This is a genomic window from Sphingomonas sp. OK281 (assembly GCF_900115295.1).
Lineage (GTDB): Bacteria > Pseudomonadota > Alphaproteobacteria > Sphingomonadales > Sphingomonadaceae > Sphingomonas.
Genome location: NZ_FOVZ01000001.1, coordinates 1166334 through 1184409 on the forward strand (window position 1 = coordinate 1166334; position 18076 = coordinate 1184409).

The following is an 18076-nucleotide window of genomic DNA, read 5'->3' on the forward strand; positions in this document are numbered from 1 at the left end:
AATTCCTAAGGCTTGGCAGGCGACTGGACGTCGTCGACGAAACGGGAGAGCGCAGCGTCGAACGCGACTGGCGTATCGGCGCTGACGGTGTGGCCGGCGTCGGCAAAGTTGATCACGCGGCCGTGCGGGAGGCTCGCGGCAAGCGTCTTCAGCCCGGCGACGGGCATGGCGGCATCCTTGCCCCCCACCACGAAGAGTATCGGGAGCGGCAGTTTGCGCGCCAGATCGGCATTGTCGATGCGGAAGCCGCGCATCGCGCGTCGGCTATAGACCGGCCAGCTGAACTGCTGCCGCGACCAGGCCGCGCGCGTCGCAGGCGACAGGGTGCGGCTCGACATGAACGGTACGAGCGCTTCGCCGCCGGCGGCGAAGCGCTCGAGTTCGCCTGACATGAGATCGGTGTTGGCCCGGCCGTAGGCGGGGTCCGCCCGGACGACCTTGTTCGCCGGGATCAGCCCGCCGGTGGTCGACACCATCATCAGTCCGGCAAGCGACCCGGTGCCGAATTTGCGAACATAGTCGATCGCGGCATAGCCCCCCATCGACCAGGCCACGATCGTCGGCCGGTCGAGCTTCGCCGCTGCGATGACGGCCGCCAGATCGTCGGCCCACAGGCCTGTGTCGGCATAGTCCTCCTCGCGCCACGGCTTGCCGGACGCGCCGTGCCCGCGAAGGTCGAACGCCACGATATGAAAACGCCTGGCGAGAGCGGCGTCAGCGTGCTGCGGCGCCCAATATTCCTTCGCAAACCCGGCGCCGTGGATCAGCACCACCGCGGGCGCTGCCCGGTTTCCCCATTCCTCGATCGCGATCGGCACGCCACCGCCACCGACGACGAAGCGCACGTCCGGCTCAGCGGGCGCGGCGGGCGTAGCGGTAGCGGCAGGCGCGGCGGTCGCGGCAGGCGTGGCGGTAGCGAGCAGCAGGGCGCCCACCGCGATGGCATGCGCAACCCGGATCATGGTTGCGTCGCCTGCAGATAGGCATCGACCATCAGCGCGAAGCGGTGCGGCACTTCCATCGGTGGATAATGGCCGACATCGGGCATGCCGACGAAGCTGATCACGCGCGCGGAATCGAGATGCGCGACGAGCGCGGTCGCCTCGGTCGGCGTCATCACCGGATCGCGCATGCCCCACAGGATCAGCACGGGCGCCTTGACGCCGTGCAGTCGCGCCATCGTCGTCGGCGCATCCGCGGTCAGCGCGTGCAGCTTGAACTTGTTGGGCTCGGCCGTGCGCAGGTTGCTATGATAGAAATAGTCGACCGTGGCGGAGCTGAGCCGGCTTTGGTCGCCGTACAGGAACGAGAGATATGCCTGCCAGAAATCGCGGCCCTCGATCCCCGTAGCCTTTGCGGCTGCGAGCGATGCGTCGAGCGCAGGCGTCGAAGGCAGTTTCAGGTTGGTCACCGAATCCGAGGGCGTGTTGGACAGCACCAGCGCTTGGACACGGGCTGGATAGGTCGCGGCAAAATAATAGGCGAGCGTGCCGCCGCTCGAGACCCCTACCAGCGTCGCCTTCGGGATCTTCAGCGCATCGAGGAACGCCGCGGTGAACGCTTCGGGGGCGCCGATCCGAGCCACCACCGCGTCGGACACCGGCCCCGAAAGCCCGGTCGGCGGCTGATCGAACCGCACGACGCGGTACCGCGCCTTCAATTCGGCGGCGACGCCGTCCCATGCGTCCAGCGTGCTGCGCGATCCATGCAACAGAAGCAGCACCGGTCCGCGCCCCTCGTCCCGGTACCGGACGTGGACACCGGCTACGTCGACATAGCGGTCGCCCGGCCGGCCAAGCTCGGTCCGCAGTCGTTCGACGGAAAGGCGGGCCGGTACGCCGCCAGATACGGGACCGGGTGAGGCAGCGACCAGTGCCGCCAGCACAGCGCCGAGCCCCGCTATCGATCGAACCGAAATTTTCATGTGCTGGTCCTTCGCGGCGATGCCGGGGTGCAAGATGATCCGTCTTGAGCCGGTTTGCCGGCTGCCTGGTGGCGTATGCCGGACGTGCCTGCCGCCCCTGGCACGTTCTTGATCTCGATCAAACTTGGGGCCGACGTACGACGTCGCTGCGTCCGCCGAGCGGGTAGAGCGTCATGAACACCGCGTTGCAGGCGTAGAGTATGACCGGCAATACGGCGAACGCGACGTAGAGCGATGTGATCGCGGACGCGGGCTGCGTGATCAGCTGGCCGTTCTTGGTCGGCATGTAGTGCGCATAGCCGAGATAGACGCCGACCAGCCCGACGCCGAACGCGAACGCCGTCTTCTCGATCACCGCGATCACGCTCGACAACAGCCCCTCGCGGTGCCGCCCGGTCATGTCGCGGTCATAGGCCAGCGTATCGCCGAGCATCGAGATCGACAGCAGGATCATGCCGCCCGAGCCGAACCCGGCGACGATCGCCCGCGCGACCAGCCCGGCATCGGTGATCGATGCGTCCGCGGTGAGCCAGCTGAGCGACACCGCGCACATGCACGCGACGCCGATCAGATACGCGTTGCGCTTGCCCATCCGCCGTTCCAGCCACAGCCAGAGTGGCATCGACAGCGCGACCGTGATGTTGCTGGCGATCGCGAACTTGATCTGGCCGGCATAGCCGACCTTCAGCACGTTGAGCATGAACAACAGGCTGGTCGTCGCGGCGCTCGCGAACGACAGGAACTGGAAGATCTTGGCGCCCACCAGCAGCATGAATGGCCGGTTGCGCAGGATCAGCCGGAACTGGCTGCCGTCCATATGCGGGGCATGTGGCTTGGGCTCCAGTTCGGGCGCGTTGGCGGTGCCGAAGAACGACGCGGTCATCGCCGAGACGATCACCAGCGCCATGACGAACCCCATCACCATGTAGCCGCGCGCGCCGCCGCCGCCCCAGCTGATGATCCCGGCGGTACCCGCGATCGCGATCAGCTGGCCGATCGAGACGAACACGGTGCGGAACGACAACAGCCGCGAGCGTTCGTATTTCGACTCCGTCATCTCGGACGGCATCGCCATGTACGGCACGTTGAACAGCGAATAACCGGTCGAATACAGGATCAGCGCCGCCAGCATGTAGACCGTGACCATCGTGTCGCTCATCGCCGGCGGCGCGAAGATCATCAGGAACGAACCCGCGGAGACGACGGCGCCGAACAGCAGGAACGGACGGCGCCGGCCCCAGCGGCTGCGCGTCCGGTCGCTCATCGTGCCGACCAGGATATCGGCGAACACGTCGTACAGCTTCGACGCCATCAGGAGGTAGCCGGCGATCTCGGGCGACTTGCCGAGCACGGTCGTCATCAGCGCGGGGAAATAGGCGGTCACCGCGTTCAGCATCACCGCGACGCCGACCGTGCCGACCCCGAACCCCAGGCAGGTCGCCATCGACAGGCGGGTATCGCTCGCCGAGGATGGTGCTGTGGACGCGTATGGTGCCGTCATGATGTGTGATCCTGTGCCGGTCATGCCGGCATATCGAGGAAAGCGCCGATCGCGGCGGCCTTGGATGCGGGATCGGAGGCGACTGCGGCGATCGTCGCGCGAGGAATGGCACCAGCGGCGGCGGCGACCGAGGCGTTGAGGATCGCCAGTTCGCTATCCGCCTTCAGCAGCAGCACCGGCGCCGCGATGTGCGGCATCCGCTCGAGCGCGCGGTAGCGGAACGCCGCCAGATACGGCAGCGGATAGGTGTCGAACGCCTTCAGCACGTCGAGCGCAGCGTCATGAAGAATTTGCGGCGACGGCATCGGCCCATTGAGGCGGTTGGCCGGGATCTTCTCGAAATGCGGGAAGAACAGCGCCTGGTCGCGGACGAAGTTGAACGCCCAGGCGAGATGCGCCCCATATTCGTCGGGGACGATCTTGGGCGCATACTGCGCGAGGATCTTGTCGCGCATCGCATCGCCATAATCGGTGATGCCATCGAGCACCGCGTGCCCAATCCGGTCGGGATAGGCCGCTGCGAGCTCGCACGCGATCCGCGCGCCGGTATGCGTGCCGTACACGTCGAACCGATCGATCCCCATCGCGTCGGCGAGGCGGACGACGCTGTCGGCGAAATAGGCGATGTCGGGTTCGGCGATCGCTGGCGCGGGGGAGTCGCCGTTGCCCAGCGTATCGGGCGCGATCACCGTTCGCCCCTGCCCTGCGAGCGCCTGCATCAACGGCGCCATCCAGCGCGACGACGAGGGCGAGGCGTGGAACAGGAACAGCGGTGCGTGGACAGGATCGGCGGCGACGATCTGCCGCAGGTGGACCTGCCCTTCGTCGATCGAGACGAACGCACGTTCGATCAAGCCCGCGGTCGTCATGCAGCCATGCCGAGATGGTTGCGCAGTTGCGACCCCTGATAGGCTTTGCGGAGTAGCCCGCGCTGCTGGAGGATCGGCACGACCTCCGCGCAGAATACGTCCAGTTCGAGCGGCATGAAGGCGGGCTGCAACGTGAAGCCATCGCACGCCTCTGCGTCGATCCATGTCTCCATATGATCGGCGAACTGCTCGGGCGTGCCGACGAAGATACCGTGGCCGCGCGGCTTGCCGGCATAGTCGCGGCAAAAATCCTTAAGACTGCGGCCACTCTCGATCGCCGGGGCCATCATCTTGCGGATATCGGCGGGCGGGAATTCGCACGTCGCGGCGATCTCCTCGATCGGGATCGGGGCGTCGGGCGCGTGGACGGTCAGGTCGTAGCCGATCGATTCACTCAGATATTCGATGCAGAGCGCGTCGTCGGCGAACTCGTGCATCCGGGCCTGAGTCGCCCGCGCCTCGTCCTCGGTGCTGCCGAGGATGAAGGCGAGACCCGGCATGATCTTGACCAGGTTCGGATCACGACCGGCCGCCGCGATGCGCGCGCGCATGTCGTTGCGATAGTCTCGACCCGCCTCGATCGTCGGCGCGGCGCAGAAGATCGCCTCCGCGCTGCCGGCCGCGAACGCGCGACCGTCGGGCGACTGCCCGGCCTGGACGATCAATGGACGACCCTGGGGTGGGCACGGCATGGCGAGCTTGCCGGCAAAATCGAACCAGGCGTTCTTGAGCGCTTCCGACTTGCCGTCGCAGGCGCTGCGCCAGAAGACCTCGGTCGCATCGAGGAACGCCTGGGCACGCTCGTAGCGCAGCGTCTTGTCGAGCAGTTCGGTCTCGCCGAAATTGAGCGCGGCGTTGACGTGCGCGGTGGTGACGATGTTCCAGCCGGCGCGACCGCCGCTGAGATGATCGAGCGCGGCGAACTTGGCGGCGACCTCGGCAGGTTCGTTGAACGTCGTCGAGACGGTCGCGACCAGGCCGATATGGCTGGTCGCACCGGCCATCACCGACAGCAGCGTGAACGGATCGAGCGTCGGGATCGCGAGGCGACCGGGCGTGCGCCCTGCGGCGTCGCGGCCCTGGAGCTGGTCGCCGAACACGATCGCGTCGAAACAGCCGGCTTCCGCGGCGCGTGCGACCCGCTCGTAATAGGTCCGGTCGAACACCGCGGCAGGGGTAGCGTCCTCGTCGCGCCAGCCGCCGGGATAGAAGCCGATCCCCTGGAGAAAGGCCCAGAGGTGAAGGCGGCCATTGAGGTTTTCCATCTTACGCGGCCTTGCTGAAGGGGTTGACGGGGCGAGGCACGCCGATGCGGCTCCGCCAGCAATCGCCGGCCCGGAATGCAGTCGCGGGCACCAGCGCGCGGGCGGCCGCGATCGTCGCGGCATCGGCATGGCCGGTCAGGTGGAGGCCGTCTGCGCCCACCGCCTGCGCGATTGCGAGCGTCGCGGCGACGTCGCCGGCCGCGGTCCTGAGCAGGATCGCTGGGCGATAGGGTGCGGCCGAGGCAGCTGCGATCTGGGCCTTGGCGTCGTCGATCGACGTTGCGGCGATCAGCACGACGTCCGCCGGCGCTGTAGCATCGGCAATCTCGTCGGCGGGTTCGCGAAACAGCAGCGGATAGCCGAGCTTGGGGCGTGCCGCGTTGAGCGGACCCACGGTCGAAAAATACGGCCCGTCATGATGCACGCGGCGAACCTTGGTGCTGTCGAGATACACGCCGCTCGTCTTGTCGAGCACCAGCGCGTCGCCGTCCCAGCTATCCCACAATGCCTGCGTCGCGCCGATGAAGTCGTCATACTTCACCACAGCCTCGCCAGCCGGCAGCACGTAGTTCGCGCCATAAGCGGTGTCGAAGCGTGCGGCGTCGGCGCAGGTCGGCATCCAGCCGGACCGCCCGTTGCTCAGGATGTCGATGGCCGACAGCGCGCGCGCGACGTGGAACGGCAGGCTGTGCAGCGCCGGCAGCACACCGACGACGACCGCGCTGCGCACTACGCCCAGCACCCAGGGCATCGTCACCAACGCCTCAATACCCGCAGGCACGACGACATTACCGGAATCGTCGCCGAGCAGCAGGACATCGAGCCCGGTCGCATCGATCGCGGCGAGTTTTGCGGTGAGCGCCGCGGCCCTGCCCGACGACGGATCGATACATGCGGAGAGTAACATACTGATCCCTCAGACTGTGATGACGTGGTCGCCCACCGCATGGATCGGCTCGCAGCCGTCCGCGGTGATCACGACCAGGTCTTCGATATGGATGGAGCCGCCGATGCCGACCTCGACCACCGGACAGTCGACGCTGAGCACCATGCCGGGCTCGAGCGTCAGATTGTGCTTCTTGTAGAAGCCGCCGGCCTCGAGCCCCGGTTCGTCGGAGTGCATCAGGCCGACGCTGTGCGGGCCGAAGCCGATCATGTCCGCGACCCCTGCCTTCTTGAGTGCGGCATGGCCGAGCGCGGCGATCTCGGCATAGTCGAGACCGGGCCGCAACTGCTCGCGGATCGCCTGCCAGCCGAGCGTTGCCGCCGCCGCTGCACGCCGGGCCGCCAGCGATGGTTCGCCGACGAACACGGTGCGCGCATAGTCGCCGTGGTAGTTCTGGAAGTGCCCGACGCCGTCGAGGAACAGCGACTGCCCATCGCGGATGCGGTCGCTCGTCGGCAGGTCGGAGGACACGCGGTCGACCGTCATGAAGACCGAACGGTTGCCGCGCCTGGCGCTCTCGACCGCGAACATGTTGCGGACCTGATGATAGCTCGCCCCCTCGCGCAGCTGTGCGACCACCGCGTTCACCGCGGCGGCATTGGCCCCCGCCCCACGCCGCATCAGCGCGAGTTCGAGCGGCGACTTGGCGATCCGGATCCAGCGCAGGATGTTGTCGGCGGGGACCAGCGTGCCCGGCCGATCGTGCCGCGCGCAGACTTCGGCGATCACCGCATGGTCGAACGCGACGCGGCCATTCCACAGCCCCATCGCCTTCAACGCGCGGGTCAAGGCGCCGCCGGCGTCGTACAGCAGCGGCTCGATTGCCAGGGCGGCGTCGGTCCCCTCATCGCGCCGCAGCTCGACGTCGGACCGCGGATCCGCGCCGCGGTCGGCGAACATGCCGTGTCGCGTCCCCGGTGCATCCGCGTCGCCTGCATCGCCCGCCTCGACGAACAGGTAGCTCTGGATTCCCGAGCGCGGGCCGCCATCGGCGAAGGTATAGTAATAGATGAAATGCGAGGTGACGATCGCGGGCTTCTGGCGCTGGTCGCGCGACAGGATCGCGAAGGTCGTCGGCGGCTGGCCGAGCCGCGTCGTGCCGATCTGCGGCCAATAGCCGAGCATGTGATACACGTTGAGCGGATCGCCGACGACGATACCGTCGATATCGAACCGCTCCGTCACCTCGTACGCGCGCGGCAGGTTCATCGGGCCCCCCTCGCGCAGGGCATCCAGCAGCGCGTCGTCCTGGGCGAGCCAGTCTGTCGTATCGAGGATCATGCCGTCGCCATCCGGAAAGCCAGGGTGCGGTTGGCACCCGCGGCACGTGCGAAGCAGAATGCCGCCACCAAATAGGCGGGCACCGCGACGCACAGGATCGCGTAGCCGACCAATTCCGGCCGCCCGAACACATGCTCGGTCAGCATGGCGACCAGCACCGGCCCCAATGCGGCGCCGAACACCGTGTTCATCAGGCCGGTGATCGAGATCGCCATGCCGCGCATGTCGGCCGGCGCCTCCGCCTGCAGATAGGTCAGCGTCGCCGCACCGACCATCGCCGTGATCCCGGCAAGCGACGCGCACATTACGCAGGCGAGCGTCAGGGTGGGTGCGAGCACCGCGCACGCCGATGGCAGGGCGACGAACGGCAGCACAACCAGCAGCTTCGGGATCGCGCCATGCCCGGACCGCTTGACGATCCGATCGACGATCCAGCCGCCGACGATCGGGCCGAGCAGCCCCGAGACGATCGCCATCGGCCCGAGCAGCGGCGCGACCTCTGCCGGCGTGACACCGAACTTGCGCGAGATCATTGCGACCTGCCACGCAAAGGCGCCGTAGGTGCCGAGGAAGAACGCGGCGAACCCGACATAGACGGCGACGAACTTGCTGCGCTCGGTCCAGAAATGCCCGAGTGTCCGCGACACCTGCGCCCCCCAGGTCTCACGCCCCGCCATCGTGGTTGTAGTCGTCACGGCACCACGCCGTGAAGGCTCGCGCGTTGTCAGGAAGGCCAGCGCGACCAGCGTACCGGCGAGGCCGCAGACGATGAACACGATCCGCCATGGGGCCAACCCGGCCAGTATCGGCCAGCCGGCAAAATCGCCCCGTGCCGCGGCACCCAGCAGGAAGCCCGCAACCGAAATCGACACGCCCTGCGCGATCGCCTGACCCATGATGTAGAAGCCGACCGCTCGCCCTCGCCGCCCGGGCGGGAAAAGGTCTGCGATCAGCGAGATCGCGGCCGGCGCCAGCGCCGCTTCGCCCAACCCGACCAGCAGGCGCGACAGGAACAATTCCCCGAACGATCCGGCCAGCCCGCCGCCGATTGTCGCGCAGCTCCAGACGAAGATGCCGATCACGATCAACCAGCGCCGCGAGGTGCGATCGGCGACGATGCCGAGCCACACGCCCATCACCGCATAGAACAACCCGAATGCCAGCCCCTGCAACAACCCGACCTGCACGTCCGAGATGTGCAGTTCGCTCTTGACGCCATCGACGACGATGTTGAGCAGCCCGCGGTCGATCACCGAGACGATCGATGCGACGAACAGCAGCAACAAGATCGTCCAGGCGCGTAATGGCCGCGGATAGCCCTGATCGAAGGACGCGGATGCGGCGGTGGGGTTCCGGCCGTTCATGCGCTTACAGCAGGCCCAGGGGACGTGCGCGCGACTTGATATAGTCGCCGAGCCAGTCGAGCCCGCGGAACCGCAGGGTACCGCGCCCCACGCTCTTCGACGATTCCGCCATGCCGGCGATCAGGCGGAACGCCTTGGCGAGCAGGAACAGCTCCTTGTTCGCCTTCTCGGCTTCGGTGAAGGGCCGCACGGTCTCGTAACCGCGCTCGAACGCCTCGCCGTAGCTTGGCGAGAAACCGTAGAACAAATTGCCCCAGACATAGTTCTGGACGTCCTGCATCATATAGTCTTCGCCGAGCCCGTCGAAGTCGAGCAGCGTGATCTGTCCGTCTTCGGAGACGTGGACGTTGCTTGGGTGGAAGTCGCAGTGGCAAATACCCATCGGCACGTCTTCGGCCTGGAGATCGATCAGCCGCTGTTTCAGCCGCTCGGCGATGATCGCATAGTCGCGCAGGTCGTCGGGGCGGTCGTAGACGAAGGCGAGCAACGCAGGCACGGTCTCCTCGAAGCGCCACGTATTGTCGGACGAGAACGGGGTGTCGCCCTGATACTTCAGGCCGTGCAGGTGCATCTGCGCAAAAGTGGCGCCGATCCGCTCGGCGATGCCGATGTCGAGCATGTCGCCGAACTTGTGCCCCGGCGCCCAGTCGTAGAGCGCGATCGCGCGCTCGCCCTCGGGCGAGTCGACCTTGAAATAGAGATTGCCGTCCTTCGCCCGAACGCCGGTCGAGGCAGCGAAGCCTTCGTTACGGAGGTAATCGAGGAAATCGAGCTCATAGGCGACGTCGTCGACGTCGCGGTAGGTCTTGCGCCAGACCCGCGCGGCGTACCGCTCGTTCTCGTCCTGGACGAGGTAGACGTCGTTCATGCCGCGATAGAGCAGGAACGCGGTGACCTTGCCCGACAGCGCGTAGCGGCGCGTCATCTCCGCGGCGATGAAGCTCGGGTCGAGCACCGAATGCGAGACGATGGCTTTGACGAGCGGCGTCTCGACGCGGGGCTCCTGAAAGACGGTGGCCAATGCAGATCTCCTAAAGGTGCGGACCGTCGAAGAAGCGCCGCAGCGCCTGCCCGATCTGGTCGAGGGATTGGGGTAACTCGAGACTGTCGCGAGGAAAGCCTGCCATCTCGACGATCCGCGCATCGGATACGAGCGCGGCCGCGGCGCGTGATTGCGCCGCGATTTCCTCGGGTGGCTGGATCAGCAGGAAGGGTTGCCGGATCAGCGGCAGGCGCGCTTCATAGTCGTAGCTCCAGACACCCTGATACGCCCAGGACGCGCGGTCGATCGGCGCGAGCTTGTCGGCCCAGAGCTGCGCGGCACGACGGAGCGGCACGCCCGGCAGGCGCTGCGTGACGATGAAATCCCAGAGGGGCTCGGCCAGTGCCAAGGCGCCCACGCCGGTTTCGTCCAGCGCGTCGGTCGCATCGTGCGCGGCCTGGAGCCGGTCGGCGCGCTCGGCGGCGCTGCGCATGGGGATGCCTGAACAGGCGACATGGCGAACCGCGTCGGGCGCCGCGAGCGCGAACTCGATCGCGAGCAGCGCGCCGGTGTGCACGCCGAAGACATCGCATCCCGCCCTGCCCGTCAGGTCGAGTTGCGCGGCGGCGTCGACCAAGCATCCCGAATAGCCGGCCATCGACAATGCTGACGGCGGATCGTCGGACATGCCATAGCCCGGCGTGTCGAACGCGACGACATGGCGATCCGTCGCCATCGCGGCGATCAGCGGCTCGTATTCGAACGACGATGCGGGGTTCTGATGCAGCAGCACGAGCGGACGAGCGGACGCCCCCGGCGCGGCGGCGTGGCGGTAATGGATCTGGCCGTAGCGACCGTCGACATAGCCGCGACGTATGGCGGGCGCCTTGCTCCGGTCCGAAATGGTCCGAGCCGCGCCGCTGTCCAGCAATGTGGTTAAGCCCATCATAGGTTAAACCTGCGGCTGTATGCGCTGATGGTCTATACCTGTTTCCACTATATGCTTATACGAATGCGTTATGGCTATTGAACTCCGCGCGCTCGAACATTTCGTCAATGTCGCCGAAAGCAGCGGTTTTGCCGCCGCCGCCCGCAAGATGCGGACGAGCCAGCCGAATTTGTCTCGCAGCATCGCACAGCTCGAGGCAGCGATGGGGGCCAAGCTATTCGAGCGCACGACACGCGGCACCGCCATCACCGAGGAAGGCCGCCGCCTGCTGCCCCATGCGATATCGATCATCAACGAGATCGCGCGCGCGCAATCGCTGTTCGAGACGCCGCAGGAAGAGGAGATCGAGCAGGTCGGCATCGGAGTTTCGCCCAGCCTGCTCTACCGCGGCCTGCCCGCGGCGCTCGGCGCGCTCACTCAGCATCCCGACAAGCGCAACATCGTGATCTCGACCGGCACGCTCGAGGAACTGCTCGAACAGGTCCGCAAGCATGCCGTGCATGCCGCGCTCTGCATCGTGCCGGACTATATGAGTGGGCGGCGCAGCGACCATGCCGACGTGACGTTTCAGGAACTCGCCGACGAGGAGATGATCCCGGTCGCGCGCAGCGGCCATCCGGTGTTCGCCGCCGAGCGGAGCATGGCGGACCTCAGCGACTATGACTGGGTGGTGCCGCACCAGATGTCGGTCAGCTATCGCTTCGAGAGCGCGTTCTTCCGGCGAAACCTGACCGTGCCGGCGCAGCGGCTGAACTGTTCTTCGATGCATCTGCTGATGACCGCCATCCTCGACTGGTCGCTGATCGGCATCGTGCCGCGATTCCTGGTCGAGCGGGAGCTCGCCGGTGGGACGCTGCGCGTGCTCGACATGCCGGAGCTTCACTTTCCCTACGCCCTGAGCATGATCACGCTGAAGTCGGCGATCCCTACAGAAGGCGTCGCGGCGGTGCTGCAATCGCTGCGCACCCACATGCAGCGCGATCCAACGTGACCCTTTATACTAATCCGGTATAGCCATATGTCGAGATTGCGCATTGCCGATACACACTAGCGCGGCCAGTTTTCCGACATGTTTCCAGCCTTGGTTAGGCTGTGGCAGCTCGGAGAGGACCGACATGACGACCCCCCTTCCCACGACCCCCAAGGGGTTGGCGACTATTCCCGGCCAGCGGCTGGTGGATGCGCAGACGATGTCGATGATCGTCGCGCTCGCGTCGCAACAGACGGTGATGCGCGCACGGATCGACGCGTGCGAGCGGCTTCTGGTCGAGAACGCCGTGCTGGCACCGGGCGCGATCGACGCGTTCGTCCCCGATGCGGCCGCGCAGGCCGAGCGCGACCTGTTGCGCCAGCAGAGCATGACCAAGATTTTCCGTGCGCTTCACGAAGCCGGCGAAGCCGACCTTGCCGCGCTCTCCGACACCAACGCTAACCCCGCTTCCGAGCCCCATTCCGAGCCCCATTCCGAGGATGCAGCATGACCGGCATGAACGAAGGCAGCCCCGCGATGCTCGGCCATCCGATGATCGCGCAACCGAACCACGACGAACTCGTCGAGCAGATGTTCGTCCGCGACCTCAAGGTGTTCGTCAGCGGTACGCTGGAGCCGACTCAGCGTGCGATCGCGCAGAAGCTGGAAGCCGCCGCGCCGCTGACCAACACCAACAGCCCGGTCGAGGATCTGCGCGACCGGATGATGGGCGTCGAGAGCTTCAAGACCTGGATCGGCCTGAAGCGTGAATCGCAGCGCCACCTCTGGTCCGCGGTCGGCGAGAGCGTCGGGCGCCAGAAGGACACCCTCGAGACGCTCGGCCGGATCGACGCGCCGATCGGGTCGGTCACGCTCGATCCCGATTTCGTCGCGCCAGCATACATCACGGGCGCCGATATCCACCTGATGCCGGGCGGCAACGCGCTCGACGACGGATCGCTATTGCAGGGCGCAGTGATGGATCGCGGTGGCGCGGTGTTCATGCTCGGGCGCAACGGCGGCATGCTCAACGACCTGCGTGGGCATACCGCGATGGCGCATCTGCCGACCGTCTATCCCGACTTGAAACCTCTGAAGATCCTGGAAATGGGCTGCGGCATCGGCACCAGCGTCGTGCCCGCCGCGACGTGGTTTCCCGACGCCGAGATCCACGGGATCGACGTCGGCGCCTCGATCCTTCGCTATGCCCATGCCCGCGCCGAGCATCTCGGTGCGCCGATCCACTTTTCGCAGCAGAGTGCCGAGCGCACCAATTTTGCCGACGGGTCGTTCGACGTCGTGTTCAGTTGCGTCGTGCTGCACGAGACGTCGCAGGCGGCTGCGTCGAACATCCTCGCCGAATCGCGTCGCCTGCTCCGGCCGGGCGGCGTCGCGATCCATCTCGAAGTGCCGTTGATGAACACGTTCGGCATGATGTGGGAGGAACTTTCCGCCGAGATCGAAGCCGAGTTCAACAACGAGCCCTATTGGCGCGGCGCGTTGTCCGCGGATTACGGCGCGCTGATGGGCGCGGCGGGGTTCAAGGACGTCAAGGTCGGTTACCAGTCGACGGCGTTTGCCGGACCTCACTCGCCGCTCAAGTTCGGAGAGACGTCCGACGGCGTGTTCCGGTCGTGGTTCGTGACGTCCGGCACCGCCTGACCAGCCTGCCGACAATACCGTCATCGCGCCGGCGCGATGACGGTCGACCTATGCCAGTTCGGACACCGCGGTCAGCTCGTAGACGGTCGGCACCAAGTCCCAGCGCATGCGCAGAAAGGTGAAGTCGGAGTCGCGCACCCACAGGTCGGCGGCCGGCCAATCGTCGCGCCAGCGGATCGCATACCGGCGTGCCGCGAAGTCCCCCGCGATCACCGACAGCGCCTCCCGCCCGAGATAAGCGACGTCGATTTGCAGCGGCACCGCCCCGCAGGCTTCGTCGCCGTTGGGGGACACCGAATTGGTGACGGCCGCGATGCCGACGAAACGTCCCGGATCTTCGGTGCCGCGGATCGCTGCAATCAGCGCGTCGCCCTGGAGCGGGTGGAGCCCGAGATACGGAATTCGGGCGGGCGTTGGCACCGTCGCGTCACTGGCCCGGGTGCCGATGCGGCCGGCCATGCGGACGCTGTCGTCGCCGACGTCGAACCACATCGTCGCATACGGAGCACCGGCCTTCACGATCCGGCAAAACCCGTCGCGGGCGTGCCAGTCCGCGTCCATCGACACCGTCACGTCGCGCAACAGGGCTTCGTCGTCGATTTCGCACACCGCGCGCAGGACGTGCCCGTCCGCATGGTGCAATATCTCGAACCGCTCGCGCCCGGTCTCCCGGCCATCGACGAAATATCCGATCGTCCCGGTCACGCCGCCGGTGACGACGCGTGAACTGCGTGCCGCGCCCGGACCACCCGCGCCCGGACCACGAGTCACCGGCGTATCGGTCGATCCGAATGCAGGCGGTTCCATCGCAACTCTCCCCGCGCATCAGGCGCAGGACGATCTATGCGGGCGCGGCACCGCGGGGGCACGACGACGCCCATACTGTCCACGGTGCGATCAGGGGTCGACCCTATGCCGGTTGCGTGGGTTCCGCACAGCGGTCTTCGCCGATGCTAGCGCCGATCGCATGCCGAACCGCGCGACGCCGAACCGCAAGAGGCCAACCGGTTCGACACGAACGCGAAATATGCTTGATGTCGCCAGCGCGGATGATGTCATGGAGTTCCTCGGCGGACTCGGTCAGCCGGGATAGATCCAGCCACGCCGCATCCGGTCGGCGGCGATGAAGTGGTCGATCTCGACGCGACGCTTCAACGTCAGGTCGATCGCATCGAGCCCGTCCAGCAGCATCTCCTTCGCCTCGTCCGCAATCGGGAAGGCGTGGGTTTTACGGTCGGGCCCGGTCAAGACTTGCGTCGGCAAGTCGATGGTGATGCGCAATGCCTGAGGGTCGGGCGCGAGCGCTGTCGCAAGCGACGCTATCGCTTCCAGGTCGAGCGTGACCGGGACGATGCCGTTGCGGATGCAATTGCCCTGGAAGATCGGGTTGAACGACGAGGCGACGATCGCGCGAATGCCGTATTCGGCGAGCGCCCATGCGGCGTGCTCGCGACTCGAACCGCAGCCGAAATTCGCACCGCCCAGGATGATCCGCGTGTCCGCATAGGCGGACTGGTTCAGGACGAACTCGGGATCGGGATCGCGCGTGCCGATCCCGATATAGCGCCAGCCTGCGAACAGGCCGTCGGCCAGCCCGGTCTTCGAGACCGATCGCATTTCGCGCGAGGGAATGATCGCATCGGTATCGATATTGTCGCGCAGCAACGGCGCCGCGACGGCGGTCAGGTGAATGAAGGGTTCCATGACTCAGCGTTCCAACAGGCGGGGATCCGCGATCCGGCCCGCGATCGCGCTCGCGACCACCGTTTCCGGGCTGGCGAGATGCGAGCGGGTTTCGGGGCCCTGTCGGCTTTCGAAATTGCGGTTGGTCGAGGTGACGACCCGCTCGCGCGCGCCGAAGCTCTCGCCGCCCGCAAAGAAGCACATCGAACAGCCGGATTCGCGCCACTCGAAACCGGCGGCACGGAAGACGCGGTCGAGACCCTCGGCTTCGGCCGCGTGCTTGACCGCGGTCGAACCGGGAACGCAGATCGCGCGAACACCCTCCGCCACTTTTCGCCCGTCCAGCAACACGGCGGCACGGCGCAGGTCGGACAGCCGGCTGTTGGTGCACGAACCGATAAAGGCTCCATCGATCGGCAGGCCGAGCAGCGCGTCGCCCGCCGCCAATCCCATATAAGCGAGCGCACGATCGGGGGCATCCACGGGGACCCTGGCGTCGAGCGCGATCGAGTCCTGCGGGCTGATCCCCCAGCTTATCGTCGGCGCGACGTCGGCTGCATCGACCATGATCTCCGCGTCGAAGAGCGCGTCGGCGTCGGTGCGGAGCGTTCGCCAATAAGCGACGGCATCCTCCCACGCTGCACCATCGGGGGCGTGGGGGCGGCCCTTCAGATAGGCGAAGACCGTGTCGTCGGCGGCAATGATCGCGGTGAAGGCGGAGAATTCGGTCGCCATGTTGCACAACGTCATACGCGCCTCGACGTCGAGCGCGGAGACGGTGTCGCCGGCATATTCGACGATGTGTCCGTGGCCGCCGCTCGATCCGTGCCTGGCGAGGATATGAAGCGCGAGGTCCTTGGCGGTGACGCCGCGTCCGAGCTTGCCCGAGATCGTGACGCGCATCGTCTTCGGCTTCAGTACGCGGAGAGTCCGGGTGGCGAGCGCATGTTCGGCTTCGGTCGAGCCGATCCCCCAGGCCAGAGCGCCGAGCGCGCCTTGCGTGCAAGTGTGGCTGTCGGGACAAACGAGCGTCGCGCCCGGCAGGACGATCGCCTGTTCGGGGCTGATGACGTGGACGATCCCCTGCCCCGGATCGCCGATATCGAACAGCGTGATGCCGGCGGCGTTCGCTGCCGCACGGGTCGCGCGGATGAAGTCGGTGCCGGTCGGCATGATCGTGCGATCCGTCCGCCCGGGGAGCGTGTCGACGACGTGATCCATCGTCGCGAAAACGTGCCGCGGCGCCGCGACCGTGCGACCGGCCTCGGCAAGGCCTTGCAGCGCGATGCCACCGGTGCGTTCGTGCAGCAGGACGCGGTCGATCAGGATCAGGCCGCCGTCCGCCAGCGACGCAACCTGGTGATCGCGCCATATCTTCTCGAAAATCGTCAACCCCGTCGTCATGCTGCCGCACCGGATGCGAACAACGCGTCGATGGTATCGCTCGACAGGCCCGCATCGATCAGCAGCGTCCGCGAGTCCGCGCCGGGGTCTCCAAGATTGTGACGGACGCCGAAGCGTTCGCCGTCGACCTCGATCGGCAACGCAGGAAGGCGTGCCACCGCGCCACCCGGCAGGTTCAGATCGACCAGCCCCCCTTGCGCATTGAGGTGCGGATCGTCGAATAGATCTTCCGGACGGGCGATCGGGGCTACCGGAAGACCGATCGCCTCGCACTTCGCAAGCAGGTCCTGACTGCCGATGGTGGCAAACAGCGCACGAATGCGGGGCAGGATGCGGTCACGCGCGCGAACACGGTCGTTGTTGAGCGCGAGCGTGTCGTCCGCGGCGAAATCTTCGAGCGCAAAGGCTGTGCAAAACGCGCTCCACTGTTGGTCGCTGACCACTCCGACGAATATCTGCCCGCCGTTCGCCGTCGCGAACACGTCGTAGATCGCCCAGGCCGAGATGCGCGCCGGCATCGGCGCCGCCGCGGTGCCGGTGACAGCCTTCTGCGCCATGTGCTGTCCGACTAAGAACGCGGTGGTCTCGAACAGCGAGCATTTGACTCGCCCGCCCCTGCCAGTGCGATGCCGCCGTTCCAGCAACCCCATGATCCCGATCACGCCGAACATCCCGCCCGTGACGTCGATCACCGAGGCGCCGGCCCGGAGCGGCTTGCCGGGCGGGCCGGTCATGTAGGCGAGACCGCCCATCATCTGCGCGACCTCGTCGAGCGCGGTGCGGTTCTCGTACGGGCCGGCGAGAAAACCCTTCGCCGAGCAGTAGATCAATCCGGGATTGTCCGCCGACAGGGCATCATAGCCGAGCCCCAGGCGGTCGAGCGCCCCGGGGCGGAAATTCTCGACGACGATGTCCGCGTCCGCCGCCAGCGCGCGCGCTGCGGCGATGCCGCCGTCGGACTTGAGATCAAGGCACACGCTGCGCTTGTTGCGGTTGTACATCGGGTAATAGCCTGCGCCCGAGCCGAGTAGCCGGCGCGTGCGGTCGCCGCCGATCGGTTCGACGCGGATGACGTCGGCGCCCATGTCGCCGAGGATAAGCCCGGTCGACGGGCCCATTACCATGTGCGTGAACTCGACGACCTTGAGGCCTGCGAGGGGTAGCCCATCGAGCGAGGGCATTTCCGTATCCGACATCCGGTCACTTTCTCCTGATCCGTCGCCACCCTGCCCTGCGCGCGTCATCGCTCGCCACTGCACTGCGCCGACTATCCGAG

The 18076-nt window shown here is 66.7% G+C and carries 17 protein-coding genes; 3 read left to right on the forward strand and 14 right to left on the reverse strand.

What is annotated here, in order from left to right:
* Positions 1-5: 5 nt before the first annotated feature.
* From BM244_RS05230 to BM244_RS05275, 10 genes are all read right to left on the reverse strand, one after another.
* Complete coding sequence (locus tag BM244_RS05230; RefSeq protein WP_093397813.1) at positions 6-962, reverse strand: alpha/beta fold hydrolase; 957 nt, start codon at positions 960-962, stop codon at positions 6-8.
* Positions 959-1924, reverse strand: a complete 966-nt coding sequence (locus BM244_RS05235; RefSeq protein WP_139226865.1) for an alpha/beta fold hydrolase — start codon at positions 1922-1924, stop codon at positions 959-961. Before BM244_RS05235 ends, BM244_RS05230 begins: the two co-directional genes overlap by 4 nt.
* A gap of 118 nt (positions 1925-2042) precedes the next feature.
* Positions 2043-3425: an MFS transporter gene (locus BM244_RS05240; RefSeq protein WP_175518070.1), complete on the reverse strand. Its 1383-nt coding sequence runs from the start codon at positions 3423-3425 to the stop codon at positions 2043-2045.
* A 20-nt stretch (positions 3426-3445) separates the two neighbouring features.
* Positions 3446-4294 carry an alpha/beta fold hydrolase gene (locus BM244_RS05245; RefSeq protein ID WP_093397819.1) on the reverse strand — a complete coding sequence of 283 codons (849 nt, stop codon included), beginning with the start codon at positions 4292-4294 and terminating at the stop codon, positions 3446-3448.
* Positions 4291-5559, reverse strand: coding sequence for an LLM class flavin-dependent oxidoreductase (locus BM244_RS05250; RefSeq protein ID WP_093397820.1), 1269 nt, complete (start codon positions 5557-5559; stop codon positions 4291-4293). The genes BM244_RS05245 and BM244_RS05250 overlap by 4 nt, the downstream gene beginning before the upstream one ends.
* A gap of 1 nt (position 5560) precedes the next feature.
* Positions 5561-6466, reverse strand: a complete 906-nt coding sequence (locus BM244_RS05255; protein ID WP_093397822.1) for an LLM class oxidoreductase — start codon at positions 6464-6466, stop codon at positions 5561-5563.
* A gap of 9 nt (positions 6467-6475) precedes the next feature.
* A complete protein-coding gene (locus BM244_RS05260; protein WP_093397824.1) occupies positions 6476-7786 on the reverse strand; it encodes a M24 family metallopeptidase in 1311 nt (436 codons plus the stop codon).
* Positions 7783-9150: an MFS transporter gene (locus BM244_RS05265; protein WP_093397826.1), complete on the reverse strand. Its 1368-nt coding sequence runs from the start codon at positions 9148-9150 to the stop codon at positions 7783-7785. The genes BM244_RS05260 and BM244_RS05265 overlap by 4 nt, the downstream gene beginning before the upstream one ends.
* 4 nt (positions 9151-9154) lie before the next feature.
* The gene (locus tag BM244_RS05270; protein WP_254784273.1) at positions 9155-10171 is read right to left on the reverse strand and encodes a phosphotransferase enzyme family protein; all 1017 of its coding nucleotides are present in this window, start codon (positions 10169-10171) and stop codon (positions 9155-9157) included.
* 10 nt (positions 10172-10181) lie between these two features.
* Positions 10182-11081, reverse strand: coding sequence for an alpha/beta fold hydrolase (locus tag BM244_RS05275; RefSeq protein WP_093397829.1), 900 nt, complete (start codon positions 11079-11081; stop codon positions 10182-10184).
* A 70-nt stretch (positions 11082-11151) separates the two neighbouring features.
* Here BM244_RS05275 and BM244_RS05280 point away from each other — a divergent pair, with 70 nt between their 5' ends.
* From BM244_RS05280 to BM244_RS05290, 3 genes are all read left to right on the forward strand, one after another.
* Entirely contained in the window at positions 11152-12072 is a 921-nt protein-coding gene (locus BM244_RS05280) for a LysR family transcriptional regulator (RefSeq protein ID WP_093397831.1), read from the forward strand.
* A gap of 124 nt (positions 12073-12196) precedes the next feature.
* Positions 12197-12562 carry a hypothetical protein gene (locus tag BM244_RS05285; RefSeq protein WP_139226866.1) on the forward strand — a complete coding sequence of 122 codons (366 nt, stop codon included), beginning with the start codon at positions 12197-12199 and terminating at the stop codon, positions 12560-12562.
* Positions 12559-13713 carry a class I SAM-dependent methyltransferase gene (locus tag BM244_RS05290; RefSeq protein WP_093397834.1) on the forward strand — a complete coding sequence of 385 codons (1155 nt, stop codon included), beginning with the start codon at positions 12559-12561 and terminating at the stop codon, positions 13711-13713. Before BM244_RS05285 ends, BM244_RS05290 begins: the two co-directional genes overlap by 4 nt.
* Positions 13714-13761: 48 nt before the next feature.
* Here the strand turns inward: BM244_RS05290 and BM244_RS05295 are convergent, their stop codons facing one another.
* From BM244_RS05295 to BM244_RS05310, 4 genes are all read right to left on the reverse strand, one after another.
* Positions 13762-14520 (reverse strand): hypothetical protein, encoded by a 759-nt coding sequence (locus BM244_RS05295; protein ID WP_093397835.1) that lies wholly within the window; start codon positions 14518-14520, stop codon positions 13762-13764.
* 273 nt (positions 14521-14793) lie between these two features.
* On the reverse strand, positions 14794-15417 hold the full coding sequence (leuD, locus tag BM244_RS05300) for a 3-isopropylmalate dehydratase small subunit (protein ID WP_093397837.1): 624 nt from the start codon (positions 15415-15417) through the stop codon (positions 14794-14796).
* 3 nt (positions 15418-15420) lie between these two features.
* Positions 15421-16800: a 3-isopropylmalate dehydratase large subunit gene (locus tag BM244_RS05305; protein ID WP_093397838.1), complete on the reverse strand. Its 1380-nt coding sequence runs from the start codon at positions 16798-16800 to the stop codon at positions 15421-15423.
* Positions 16797-17996: a CaiB/BaiF CoA transferase family protein gene (locus tag BM244_RS05310; RefSeq protein WP_093397840.1), complete on the reverse strand. Its 1200-nt coding sequence runs from the start codon at positions 17994-17996 to the stop codon at positions 16797-16799. Before BM244_RS05310 ends, BM244_RS05305 begins: the two co-directional genes overlap by 4 nt.
* Positions 17997-18076 lie beyond the last annotated feature (80 nt).

Coding starts and splice junctions, on each gene's coding strand:
- BM244_RS05305 (WP_093397838.1), bottom strand. CDS start 16,800: ATGACGACGGGGTTGACGATTTTCGAGAAGATATGGCGCGATCACCAG.
- BM244_RS05295 (WP_093397835.1), bottom strand. CDS start 14,520: ATGGAACCGCCTGCATTCGGATCGACCGATACGCCGGTGACTCGTGGT.
- BM244_RS05310 (WP_093397840.1), bottom strand. CDS start 17,996: ATGTCGGATACGGAAATGCCCTCGCTCGATGGGCTACCCCTCGCAGGC.
- BM244_RS05260 (WP_093397824.1), bottom strand. CDS start 7,786: ATGATCCTCGATACGACAGACTGGCTCGCCCAGGACGACGCGCTGCTG.
- BM244_RS05275 (WP_093397829.1), bottom strand. CDS start 11,081: ATGATGGGCTTAACCACATTGCTGGACAGCGGCGCGGCTCGGACCATT.
- BM244_RS05290 (WP_093397834.1), top strand. CDS start 12,559: ATGACCGGCATGAACGAAGGCAGCCCCGCGATGCTCGGCCATCCGATG.
- BM244_RS05230 (WP_093397813.1), bottom strand. CDS start 962: ATGATCCGGGTTGCGCATGCCATCGCGGTGGGCGCCCTGCTGCTCGCT.
- BM244_RS05255 (WP_093397822.1), bottom strand. CDS start 6,466: ATGTTACTCTCCGCATGTATCGATCCGTCGTCGGGCAGGGCCGCGGCG.
- BM244_RS05245 (WP_093397819.1), bottom strand. CDS start 4,294: ATGACGACCGCGGGCTTGATCGAACGTGCGTTCGTCTCGATCGACGAA.
- BM244_RS05265 (WP_093397826.1), bottom strand. CDS start 9,150: ATGAACGGCCGGAACCCCACCGCCGCATCCGCGTCCTTCGATCAGGGC.
- BM244_RS05285 (WP_139226866.1), top strand. CDS start 12,197: ATGACGACCCCCCTTCCCACGACCCCCAAGGGGTTGGCGACTATTCCC.
- BM244_RS05280 (WP_093397831.1), top strand. CDS start 11,152: ATGGCTATTGAACTCCGCGCGCTCGAACATTTCGTCAATGTCGCCGAA.
- BM244_RS05240 (WP_175518070.1), bottom strand. CDS start 3,425: ATGACGGCACCATACGCGTCCACAGCACCATCCTCGGCGAGCGATACC.
- BM244_RS05250 (WP_093397820.1), bottom strand. CDS start 5,559: ATGGAAAACCTCAATGGCCGCCTTCACCTCTGGGCCTTTCTCCAGGGG.
- leuD (WP_093397837.1), bottom strand. CDS start 15,417: ATGGAACCCTTCATTCACCTGACCGCCGTCGCGGCGCCGTTGCTGCGC.
- BM244_RS05235 (WP_139226865.1), bottom strand. CDS start 1,924: ATGAAAATTTCGGTTCGATCGATAGCGGGGCTCGGCGCTGTGCTGGCG.